Here is an 11,257-nt window from a genome sequence, read left to right as displayed (position 1 = left end):
TCGACGGCGAGGCCGGTCGCAACGTGCACCGTCGATCAGTACGTGCGCAGCAGGTCGACGAGCACGCTATGCCCGAAGTCGAGTGCGTCGAGCGGCACGCGCTCGTCGACGCCGTGGAACATGCCCGGGAAGTCGAGGCCGGCAGGCAGGCGGAGCGGCACGAAGCCGTAGCCAGTGATGCCGAGCCGCGAAAGAGCCTTGTTGTCGGTGCCGCCCGACAGCAGATAGGGCAGCACGCGCGCCTCGGGATCGGCGCGGCGCAGGCTCTCGGTCATGGCGTCGACGAGCTCGCCTCCGAACGGCACTTCGAGACCGATGTCGCTGTGCACGGTCTCGATCTCGATATCGGGGCCGACGATGCGCTGCACCTCGGCGAGCACCTCGCCCTGCTGGGTCGGCAGCGAGCGCACGTCGACGAGCGCCTCGGCCGTGTCGGGAATGACGTTGTGCTTGTATCCGGCGGTGAGCACCGTCGGGTTGCTCGTGTTGCGCAGGCTCGCCTGAATGAAACCGCCGCCCTTGCCGAGCCGCAGCACCAGCTCGTCGGGGGCGACCTGCTGCGGATCCTCGCCGAGGATCGCCGCGAGGTGATCGATCAGCTCGCGCGTGGTGTCGCAGAGCGCGATGGGCCACTCGTGACGCCCCAGCGCCGCGATGGCCTCGGCGAGCCGGGTGATCGCGTTGTCGTGCCAGACGCGAGATCCGTGTGCCGCCGTGCCCCGGGCGCGAAGCCGGATCCAGTCGAGCGCTTTCTCCCCGGTCTGGATGAGGTAGGCGCGCGTACCCTCGACGTCGATGGAGTACCCGCCGACCTCGCTGACGGCCGTGGTGGCGCCGGCGAAGAGCTCGGGGTGGTGCTCGACCAGGTAGTGCGAGCCGTAGACGCCGCCGTTCTCCTCGTCGGCGAAGAACGCGAGGACGATCTCTCGGCGGGGCCGCTCCCCCGCGCGCAGCAGCTCGGCCACAGCGGTGAGCATCATCGCGTCCATGTCCTTCATATCGACCGCGCCGCGTCCCCACAGCATGCCGTCCCTCACCACGCCGGCGAAGGGATTGACGCTCCAGTTAGCCGCGTCGGCGGGCACCACGTCGAGATGGCCGTGCAGCACCATCGCCGGCAGCGCCGGGTCGGTGCCGGGCACCCGCGCGACCACGCTCGCGCGCCCCGGTGCCGACTCGAAGATCTCGGGCTCGAGGCCGAGGTCGCGCAGATAGGCGGCGACGTAGTCGGCGGCGGGTCGCTCGGGCTCGGCGTCGCCACCGCCGCGGTTGGTGGTGTCGATACGGATGAGGTCGCGCGCGACCCGGGCAGTCTCGGAGAGGCCGGCCCCGGAGGCTCCGGGGGCCTCGGAGACTTCGGCGCCCCCGAAAGCCTCTGAGGCATCTGAGACATCTGAGGCATCTGAGGCATCTGAGGCTGCCGAGGCTGCCGAGGCTGCCGAGGGCTCGGGGGTCACGGGCGTCACGGGGTCGTCGGTCTCGCTGCTCATGCTCCCAGGGTAGCCGTCCCCTCAGACACGGACGCGAAGATGACGCCGAGCGGCGTGAGCACGCTACTCTAAACGTAATGAGAATCATTACTCCTACGAAGCTCGCGATCGCCGCGCTCCTCGCGCTGATCGCCGCGGTCACCGCCGGGGGGCTCGCGGCGCTCTGGCCCGACTACGCGGAGGTGAGTCGGGTGGCGGAGCGAACCCCCTTCGTCGCCGCCGACACCACGTTCGAGACGGGCGAGCTGCTGAGCCTCTCGGAGGGCTGCGAACTGCCCGCACAAGCAAAACCTCAGCCACAGGCACAGGCACAGGCACAGGCCCCACCTCAGCCCCAGCCCCAGGCCCAGACTCAGGCCCAGGCCCAGACCCAAGCCCACTCCGACGGGTGCGTGACCCTCGCCATCGGCCTGAGGACCGGGGATGACGCCGGACGGGTCATCGACCTCCCCGTCCGCGGCGCTATCACCCGCGCCGACCTGCAACCGGGAGACCGCCTCGAGCTCCTGGCGCACGCCGGTCAGGAGGCGGGGTCGCGCTACGAGCTGAACAACGATTACAGCGTGTCGGGAGTCTTCCGCGGGCTGCCCCTCGCGATCCTCGCCCTGGTCTTCGCCGCCGTGGTGATCGCGGTCGGCCGGCTCCGCGGCCTGCTGGCGCTGCTCGCGCTCGGGATCAGCGCGGCCGTGATCCTCGCCTTCCTGCTGCCTGCGCTCGTGACCGGCGCGCCCGGTCTGCTCGTGGGAGTCGTCGCCGCGAGCGCGATCATGTTCGTGATCCTCTACCTGGTGCACGGCTTCAACATGCGCACGACCTCGGCGCTCATCGGCACGCTCTGCGGCATCGCGATCATGGCCGGAGTGTCGCTGCTCGCCATGCAGGCGACGCGCCTCAGCGGCATCGGGGACGAAGCCTCGGGCGTGCTCGCGGGCATGGTGCAGCACATCGACTTCCGCGGGCTGCTCAGCTGCTCGGTGATCGTCGCCGGGCTCGGGATCCTCAACGACGTCACGATCACGCAGGCGTCGTCGGTCTGGGAGCTGCGGGCCGCCGCCCCCGCGATGCCGCGGCGGGAACTCTACGCGAGCGCCATGCGGATCGGCCGCGACCACATCGCCTCCACGGTGTACACTGTGTTCTTCGCGTACGTCGGAGCGGCACTGGGAGTGCTGATCCTGCTCTATCTCTACGATCGTCCGCTGCTCTCGCTGCTCACCCACGAGGACATCGCGATCGAGGTCGTGCGCACCCTCTGCGGGAGCATCGGGCTCGTGCTCGCGGTGCCCATCACGACCTGGGTGGCGGCGGTGCTCGCGCCGCAGGGGCGGGAGCCGATGAGCTCGCAGCGCGCGTCGGAGCCGTCGCCGATGAGAGACTGAGCGCATGGGATACCGCGCACTCATCACCGGGGCGTCGGCGGGACTCGGCGCCGAGATCGCCAGGCAGCTCGCCAAGCGGCGCATCGATGTCGTGCTGGTCGCGCGCGATCGGGCGCGCCTCGAACGGCTCGCGGATCGGCTGCGCCTGGAGTACCGCGTGAGCGTCGAGGTGCTCGCCGCGGATCTCACGGATCGCGAGGATCTCGAGCGCGTCGCCCACCGGGTCTCGGAAGCCGGCTCGCCCGTCGACATCCTCGTCAGCAATGCGGGCTTCGGCGTCTACGACGGTTTCGAGGTCAGCCGCATCGACGACGAGCGCCGCCTGCACGAGCTGCTCTCGTGGGTGCCGCTGCGGCTCGCGCACGCGGCGATCCCCGGAATGCTGGCTCGAGGCCGCGGGTGGATCCTGAACGTGGCGAGCGTCGCGGCGTTCACGCCGAGCGGCACGTACGGCGCGGCTAAAGCGGCGGTCGTGTCGCTCTCGCGATCCCTCAGCGCCCGCTACCGTACCCGCGGGGTGCGCGTCACGGCGCTGTGCCCGGGCCTCCTCGACACCGAGTTCCACGTGCGCATGGGCGAGGATCACCTGCCGCGCCTGCCGCGCATCGCGTGGGCCGACACCGCCCGAGTCGCCCGCGAGGGGCTGCGCGGCCTCTATCGCGGGCGGCCGGTCGTCGTCTCGGACTGGCGGTACCGTCTGCTGCGACCCATCATCGCGGTGCTGCCCGATCGCGTGCTCGAGCGGACCACCACCACGAGCGAGTGACGGGATCGGCCGCCGAGGGCCGGGTTCCCGCATACGCCGCGTCGACGGCGGCGAGCTACGGCAAGATCGACCGCGAGCCGGGTCGCCTCGCTCAGCCCGCGGTGATGAGGCTCGAGATGAGCGAGACCGCCATCGCCACGACGAGGGCGTTGAAGGCGAAGGAGATGAAGGTGTGGGTGCGCACCGCGGCGAGTCCCGCGCGCGTGCGCGGCTCCCCCGCAGCCATCGCACCCACCGACGAGACCATCACGGCCATCGAGACGAAGTCGGTGAAGTCGGGCCGCTCGACGATCCTGAATTCGATGGTCTCCCCTGCCGCGTGCAGCCGGAAGTAGCGCAGCGCGAAGGCGTACACCACGGTCGCCCACGACGCGCCGACCGTGATGAGCACGAGCGCCGGCATCCAGTCGCCGCCCTCGCGCGCACCGAAGACCGCGGCGACCACCGAGACCATCAGTGCGACGAGGGCGGCCGTCATACCCCAGTCCTCCGCGGTCTTGAGACCGATGACCCTCGAGAGGCGGCTGGCTCCGCGCCGGTGCTGCGCGGCGGCGATCCGCAGGGCCTCGTCGGGATCGGCGCGGGAGAAGAGCAGGTGCGTCCAGACCAGATAAACGAGGAAGAAGACGGTGAAGCTCGCGCACAGCGCGGCGAGCACGAGCCCGGGATTCTCACGCAGCCCGGCGCGTCCCAGCACGATGAGCGGAGCGGCGAGGATCGGGCTCGACACCAGCATCGCGATGCCGCCCCGGAAGCCGTCGTCGTATCGGATCGGGACCACTCGTGGCGCCCTGCGCCGCACTCTGCCGCGGATCATCCCAGCGATTCTACCCGGGAGACCCGCGCATCGTGGATCCCGCGGCGGCAGCGCGCTGACGATGGATGCGGCGGCGAGGTCGAGGTCCGCCGCCCGCCACCGACCTAGTCACGCATGTGCGGCGGCCACCGCCTCGGGGATCGGCGTGTCACCCGAGTTGAAGCGGATGGTGCGCCCGACGGTGCTGTCGTCGGCCAGCACCGCGGCGATCACCGCTGCGACGTCGGCGCGCGGCACGCTGCCCGAGCGATCCGCCGCCGTGTCGATCCGACCGGTGCCGGGATCGAGGGTCAGCCTGCTCGGGCCGAGCACGGTCCAGTCGAGCGAGGACGCCCGCAGATGCTCGTCGGCCGCCGCCTTGGCTTCGGCGTAGGCGAAGAACGAGTCGCCCGGATCGACGCCGTGATCGCGCGACGACCTGAAGTACGAGACCATCACGTAGCGCCGCACTCCCGAGCGCTCGGCCGCGTCCATGGTGCGCACCGCAGCATCGAGGTCCACCGCGCGGGTGCGCTCGGGATTACCCCCGCCGGCGCCCGCAGACCACACGACCGCGTCGTGCCCCGCGATCAGGCGCTCGAGTTCGGCGACGTCCAGTTGCTCGATGTCGGCGACGAGCGGCTCGGCTCCGGTGGCGCGCACGTCGTCGGCGTGGTCGGGATTGCGGATCACCGCGGTGACCGAGTCGCCTCGCTCCGTGAGCAGCGGCTCCGCGAGGAGCGCGATCTTGCCGTGTCCGCCGAAGAGAATGATGCGTGCCATGGGATCCACCCTACGCGCCGGGGCCCGAGGGCGACAGGCCCGGGCAGCGAGGGAGCTGGGCGCTGGGCGCTGAGTGTTGAGTGTTGGGCGCGGAGTGCGGAGCGCAGGACGCAGGGCGAAGGAGCCGGGCGGTCGGCGCAGGGCGCAGGGCGAAGGAGCCGGGCGGTCAGCGCAGGGCGCAGGGAATCCGGCGCCGGGCGCCGGAACCGGGCGGTCAGCGCAGGGCGCAGGAACCGGGTGCCGCAAGATAGCGAATCGAACGGGTGCGCGCAACGGGGTGCAAAGCGATATGGCGAGGCGATTGACTGGAGGTGTCCGACGCACGCCACGAGATTGGAGAACACCATGTCGCATCTGAGCGGAAAGCGCGTAGCGATCCTCGCAACGAACGGGTTCGAGGATTCCGAGCTGACGGAGCCTCTCGCCGCGGTGAAGGAGCACGGGGCCGAGGTCGATATCGTATCGACGAACACGGGCACGATCCGGGGCAAGAACGGTCACGAGGCCAACGTGAGCCGCGCCACCTCGGATGTCAGCGCAGGCGACTACGACGCGCTGGTGCTGCCGGGCGGGGTCGTGAACGGAGATCACATCCGCATGGACGAGCACGCGGTGGCGTTCACCCGCGATTTCTTCGAGCAGCACAAGCCGGTCGGGGCGATCTGCCACGGAGGCTGGATCCTCGCCGACGCCGATGTGCTGCAGGGACGGAAGGTGACGTCGTACCCGAGCCTGCGAACCGATCTGCGGAACGCGGGAGCGACCTGGGTGGACGAGGAGGTCGTGGTGGATCAGGGCCTCGTGACGAGCCGGACCCCCGACGACCTGCCCGCCTTCAACGCGAAGCTGGTCGAGGAGATCGCGGAGGGCAAGCACCGCGGCCAGACCGCCTAGCCTCGCCGAGTGCCCGTCCGGCGCCGGCTTCAGCCGCACGGGCCCCCGGACACGTAGAGCACCTGACCGGAGACGAAGCTGCTCGCCTCGGACGCGAAGAAGGCCACGGCGTTCGCGACGTCCTCGGGCGCTCCGACGCGCCGGACGGGCACCGCGGCCGCTTCGCGTTCGACGAGTTCGTCGAAGCTGATGCCGAGCCGCTCCGCCACGGTGCGCGTCATGTCCGTCACGGTGAAGCCGGGCGCGACCGCGTTCGCGGTGATCCCGAACCGGCCGAGTTCGATGGCGAGGGTCTTCGTGAAGCCCTGGATACCCGCCTTCGCCGCGGAGTAGTTCGCCTGGCCCGCATTGCCGAGGGCGGAGGTGCTCGAGATGTTGACGATGCGCCCCCAGCCGCTCTGCACCATGTGCTGCTGCACCTCGCGGCTCATCAGGAAGGCCCCACGCAGGTGCACGTCCATCACCAGATCCCAGTTCTCGAGGGGCATCTTGAACAGCAGGTCGTCGCGCAGCACGCCCGCGTTGTTCACCAGGATCAGCGGAGGGCCGAGGCGGCTCGCCACCTCTGACACCGCGACGCGCACGCTCTCCTCGTCGCTCACATCGACGGCGAAGGGTTCTGCTACCGGTCGGGGGCCGGCACTGGCACTGGCACCGGCGTCGGCACTGGCACCGGCGTCGGCACTCGCGCCCGCGATCGTGCCCGCTCCCGCCCCCGCTCCGGCTCCGACTCCCGCGATCGTGCCCGCGCCGGCCGCCACACCAGCACCAGGACTCGCGCCGGCGGTCGTGCCCGCGTCAGCGATGGTGCCCGCGTCAGCGATCGTTTCCCGGATCAGCCGCGCCGTTTCGGCTGCGCCCTCGACATCGAGGTCGAGCAGGGCCACCCGCTCCCCGCGTCGCGCGAGTTCGAGGGCGATCGCCCTTCCCAGTCCCTTCGCGGCTCCGGTGACGATCGCGGACCGCTGCTGAGAATCAGTCACGGTGCATGCCTCCCTGTGCTCGTGCCGGCTGTGCTGCGGCGTACGTACGCTGCCTTCCCCGTACCCCGAGCCCCACGATGCGCTCCTTCGCGTGTCGGGCCGGTCATACCGGGACCTGCACTCTCTATGCCACCATACCTTCGAGGGCGCGACCGGCTCGAAAGCCACGCGCTCTGACGCCACCGGTAGCAGCACTTTGCCGCCTCACGAGCGCGCCGGACAGCCAAGGTACTGGACAGAACTGCGAACGCGTTCAGAACGGACACTCTTCCGGCTTCAGGGCTTTCTCTCGAACTTTCTCCCGAGCTTTCTCCCGAGCGTTGTCTCCTGGATGGCTTCGCGGCTTCGGCCCGGCCGAGGCACCGGGGTGTCGCCCGCGACGCGCCTGACCGGCTCCCGGTGGGCTCGGGTCTTCGTCATGCGGGGGCACGGGTCTGAAAGCTACCCGTGAGCGCGGCCTGTCGGTGATCACCGTGCCGAGCGGAGAGACCCAGCGGATCTCGCCGTCGGGGAGCATGCGTGCCTCGACTCCCGTGTTGTGCTTGATCGTGTGATGGTAGCGGCACAGCACCTGCAGGTTGTCGGTGGCCGTCGCCCCGCCGAGGGCGGCATCGACTGCGTGATCGATGTCGGCACGGTGGGGAACGACGAGGCATCCCGGGTACCGGCAGTGCTGGTCACGCGCGAACACCCGCCGCCGCAGGCCCTCGCTCGGCCGATAGGCGTCGACCGCCAGGACTTCGCCGGTTTCGGGGTGGCAGCTCACCGCGTCCCAGGTCGGCTGGATCGACGCGAGAAACCTCGCGGTGTCGGTATCGATCGGCCCGCAACCCGCGAGCATCGCCGCGCCCTGCAGCCCGGCGATACCGGTGCGATGCTCGGGGCGCTGTTCCTCCGGCAACAGGCCGAGGACGGGGACCGTGACCTGGATGCGGGCGCTGACACCGGAAAGATCAACGTCACCAGTCTCGTTGGAAGGAGCCGCGTGCAGCAGCTCATCGGTGAGAATACTCACCCGGATCTGATCGAGCGGGCGCACCCCAGCCACTGCGCGCGCCTCGGATCCGCGCAGAGAGGCACCGTCCCCACCGCTGCTTCCCCCGCCGGCTCCGACTTCGGCGCTCCTGGCATTACTCGCGGGACCGGAACCAGCCGCACGACCAGAACCATCCGCACGACCGGCATCACCCGGGCAACCGGCAGGGCTCCCCCGCACCGCCCGCCCTTCGGCATCTCGGGCAGAGGACAGCTCGCGCCTCTGAACTGAACGGGCCTGCCTCGTGAGACGATCCTTGATCGCGTGCGCATGCACGGCCTCCATGACCGCCCGCAACTCCGCCAGCCCGTCGTCGAGGTCGACCACTTCGACTCGCGCACGCAGACGCTGCGCAACTCGTTCTCGCTCCTCACGCTCGGGCACGTACTTCGCAGCGACCACTCTCGCCAGACGTCTCACCCGATTCGGGGTCTCTTCCACCGCGATCCCGGCCATCTCGGCTCCGTAGGCGGCACGATCCCGGTCTTCCGCGATGATTCCGCCGGCATCGACCACCGCCCGAGCATGGGGCACTCCGATCCGCCCCGCGCTCATCTGCTCGTGCAGCACCGGGTGATCGCTGTCGAGCCGCATCGCGAGCTCCAGGTCGCGCATCACCTCGCGATCCGCTGTTCGCACGGCGAACCCCACCTCCGCGGCCACGGTACGGTAGCTCATCTCAGCCGCCGCGCCGCTCACACTGGCCACGTCGCCGAGGGCTCCACCGCCCGGGGGCCTATCACCCACGGCACCCTCACCGATCTTATCACCGGGGCCGCCATCATCGGCCTTATCACCGCCGCCCCCATCGCCGACCGCATCGTCGCCCGGAGCGCCGTCGCTGCGGGAGGGCCGGCGCCCCAGACGCAGCGACTCCTCATGCGCGAGCCGCCCCATCTCGATGAGCAGCCACAACCGCTCCGCTTCGATCTTGCGGATCTGCCGAGTCGCGTCGGCATATCTTGTCACCAGCGCACCCAGGCTGCGCAGCTGGGGGCTGCCATCGGGGAACGGAAGATTTCGCATGACCGCAGTCTCGCAGCCACCACTGACATTCTTGGACGAAAATCAGCCCCTGAACTGGATATTTATAAACCCCGCATCAACTTCGACGAGGCATTCACGTCGGCCGAAGGATCTTCATCGCAGAAGTCTGGGGACTCGAAGAACCTGCAGGACCGGCGCGGAGCGGCGGCGATGCTCGGGAGAACTCACGTCCCGCAGTAGGTGATGTGACGGCGCCCCTCGGGGTCGGGAGCCGCATACCGCTCGAGACCGGGCCGCACCGCGTACGGCCTCGTCACAGCATCGAGCAGCTCCTCGAAGGGGGCGAGATCCCCGTCCGTCGCCGCGACGAGCGCCTCGTCCACGAGGTGGTTGCGAGGGATGTAGACCGGGTTGACCGCGTCCATGGCAGCGGGATCGGGGCTGAGCGAGAGCCAGCGCTCGAACCAGGGGCCCGGCTCCCTCCCGTCTCGGAACAGCTCCGCATAGGATTCGGGCTCCGCACCCCCGGCACCGCCGCCAGAGCCAGCACCAGCGCCACCAGCACCAGCAACACCGCCGGCACCCCGGCCGCCCCGCACCCGGGCCGCCTCGGCGAGGGCGCGGAACGCTCCCGTGTAATCCAGCCCCTGCTCGTGCAACTCGCGCAGCAGCTCCGCGGCGAGCGCGGCCACCGACTCATCATCGGCAGACGGCGCGACCTCATCATCGGCGGTCCCGGCGGCCTCAGCGGCCCCGCTGCCCCCGGCAGCCCCAGTGGCCTCAGCAGCCCCGGCAGCCCCAGTGACCCCAGCAGTCCCAGTGACCCCAGCAGCCCCAGCGCCCCCGGCAGCCCGGTCCGCGTCCCCGCTCGCCAGACCGAGCTTGCGCCGCATCCCCGCGGTCCAGGCCTCGTCGTAGGCTCCCCCGAAGCGCTGCAGCGCCCCGAGCGCGAGCCGCTCGGCCTCGCCGGGGTCGTCCGAGAGCAGCGGCAGCACGGCTTCGGCGAATCGTGTGAGATTCCATCCCGCGACGGCCGGCTGTGCCCCGTAGGCGTATCGGCCGCGATGGTCGATCGAGCTGAACACCGTCGCCGGGTCGTACGCGTCCATGAACGCGCACGGCCCGTAGTCGATGGTCTCCCCTGAGATCGTCATGTTGTCGGTGTTCATGACGCCGTGCACGAAGCCGACGAGCATCCAGGAGGCGACGAGGCGCGCCTGCGCATCGATCACAGCCTCCAGCAGCGCGAGATAGGGGTGCTCTCGGGCTGCGAGCTCGGGGTAGTGCCGCTCGATCGCGAAGTCGGCGAGGCGCCGCAGCAGTTCGATGTCCCCGAGGGATCGCGCGTACTGGAAGGTGCCGACGCGGAGGTGGCTGCTCGCGACCCTCGCGAGCACGGCACCGGGCAGCGGGTCGAGCGAGTCGTCGCGCATGACCCGCTGCCCCGTCGCGACGACGGTGAGCGCGCGGGTCGTGGGGATACCGAGGGCGTGCATGGCCTCACCCATGAGGTACTCGCGCAGCATCGGTCCGACCGCGGCGAAGCCGTCTCCGCCGCGCGCGAACGGCGTGCGGCCCGATCCCTTCAGGTGCAGGTCTCGCATGGTCCCGGCCGCATCGACGATCTCGCCGAGCAGCAGCGCGCGGCCGTCGCCGAGTCTCGGCGAGTAGGCGCCGAACTGATGCCCCGAGTAGACCTGCGCCACGGGCCTGCTGCCCTCGGAGAGCTCGTTGCCGAGCAGCCAGCGCACGCCGCGCTCCCCTCGCAGGGAACCTGGATCGATCCCCAGCTCGCGGGCGAGCGGTTCATTCAGGGCGAGGATCGCCGGATGCTCGGGCCGCATCGCCTTCCAGGGCAGGGCGAGCTCGGGGATGCGATCCGCGAACGAGCTGCCGAGTTCGACGCTCTCGAGCGGACCGCCGCCGAGCGACCGCTCACGCGGGGCTGCGGGATCCGTCCGCGGATGGTCGACGCTCGTATCGTCGCTGGTCTCGGTGGTAGCCATGATCCGAGCGTACGCCCGGTTCCTCCCCGCGCATTCAGGTGACGGCGGGCGTAGGATCGGGAGCACGGCGCCGGTGGGCCGGAGCGGTGGCTCCTCCGCTGTCGCAGGCGTACCGGGCACGACGACAGGGGGCGACG

General features: G+C 70.4%; 9 protein-coding genes and 2 pseudogenes. 3 read left to right on the top strand and 8 right to left on the bottom strand.

Annotated features, from left to right (window positions below):
• Positions 1-35: 35 nt before the first annotated feature.
• The gene (locus KVY00_RS00380) at positions 36-1,490 is read right to left on the bottom strand and encodes a M20/M25/M40 family metallo-hydrolase (protein ID WP_255572695.1); all 1,455 of its coding nucleotides are present in this window, start codon (positions 1,488-1,490) and stop codon (positions 36-38) included.
• Between the two features lie 77 nt (positions 1,491-1,567).
• On the opposite strand from KVY00_RS00380, the gene KVY00_RS00375 reads away from it, so the two are divergent.
• Complete coding sequence (locus tag KVY00_RS00375; protein ID WP_223043805.1) at positions 1,568-2,869, top strand: YibE/F family protein; 1,302 nt, start codon at positions 1,568-1,570, stop codon at positions 2,867-2,869.
• 4 nt (positions 2,870-2,873) lie between these two features.
• The gene (locus tag KVY00_RS00370; RefSeq protein WP_223043804.1) at positions 2,874-3,635 is read left to right on the top strand and encodes an SDR family NAD(P)-dependent oxidoreductase; all 762 of its coding nucleotides are present in this window, start codon (positions 2,874-2,876) and stop codon (positions 3,633-3,635) included.
• Positions 3,636-3,726: 91 nt separating this feature from the next.
• Here KVY00_RS00370 and KVY00_RS00365 read toward each other — a convergent pair whose 3' ends face one another.
• Both KVY00_RS00365 and KVY00_RS00360 read right to left on the bottom strand, forming a co-directional pair.
• Complete coding sequence (locus KVY00_RS00365) at positions 3,727-4,452, bottom strand: DUF1345 domain-containing protein (RefSeq protein WP_223043803.1); 726 nt, start codon at positions 4,450-4,452, stop codon at positions 3,727-3,729.
• 108 nt (positions 4,453-4,560) lie between these two features.
• Positions 4,561-5,214, bottom strand: a complete 654-nt coding sequence (locus tag KVY00_RS00360; RefSeq protein ID WP_223043802.1) for an NAD(P)H-binding protein — start codon at positions 5,212-5,214, stop codon at positions 4,561-4,563.
• Between the two features lie 345 nt (positions 5,215-5,559).
• On the opposite strand from KVY00_RS00360, the gene KVY00_RS00355 reads away from it, so the two are divergent.
• Positions 5,560-6,108, top strand: coding sequence for a type 1 glutamine amidotransferase domain-containing protein (locus KVY00_RS00355; RefSeq protein WP_223043801.1), 549 nt, complete (start codon positions 5,560-5,562; stop codon positions 6,106-6,108).
• 29 nt (positions 6,109-6,137) lie between these two features.
• Here the strand turns inward: KVY00_RS00355 and KVY00_RS00350 are convergent, their stop codons facing one another.
• From KVY00_RS00350 to KVY00_RS00335, 5 genes and pseudogenes are all read right to left on the bottom strand, one after another.
• Positions 6,138-6,848 (bottom strand): SDR family oxidoreductase, encoded by a 711-nt coding sequence (locus KVY00_RS00350; RefSeq protein ID WP_449405450.1) that lies wholly within the window; start codon positions 6,846-6,848, stop codon positions 6,138-6,140.
• Positions 6,849-6,992: 144 nt separating this feature from the next.
• Positions 6,993-7,091, bottom strand: a pseudogene (locus KVY00_RS15690) (oxidoreductase); the annotation flags it as partial.
• 253 nt (positions 7,092-7,344) lie between these two features.
• On the bottom strand, positions 7,345-8,139 hold the full coding sequence (locus tag KVY00_RS15505) for an HNH endonuclease signature motif containing protein (RefSeq protein WP_255572693.1): 795 nt from the start codon (positions 8,137-8,139) through the stop codon (positions 7,345-7,347).
• Positions 8,140-8,403: 264 nt separating this feature from the next.
• A pseudogene (locus tag KVY00_RS15630) lies at positions 8,404-8,805 on the bottom strand (HNH endonuclease signature motif containing protein); the annotation flags it as partial.
• 533 nt (positions 8,806-9,338) lie between these two features.
• Positions 9,339-11,120: a protein adenylyltransferase SelO gene (locus KVY00_RS00335; protein WP_223043799.1), complete on the bottom strand. Its 1,782-nt coding sequence runs from the start codon at positions 11,118-11,120 to the stop codon at positions 9,339-9,341.
• Positions 11,121-11,257: the final 137 nt, after the last annotated feature.

Origin of the sequence: Leucobacter tenebrionis, from assembly GCF_019884725.1 — a bacterium.
GTDB classification, from domain to species: domain Bacteria; phylum Actinomycetota; class Actinomycetes; order Actinomycetales; family Microbacteriaceae; genus Leucobacter; species Leucobacter tenebrionis.
Note: the sequence above shows the minus strand (reverse complement) of the source record. Positions and strands in the feature narration are given on the sequence as shown.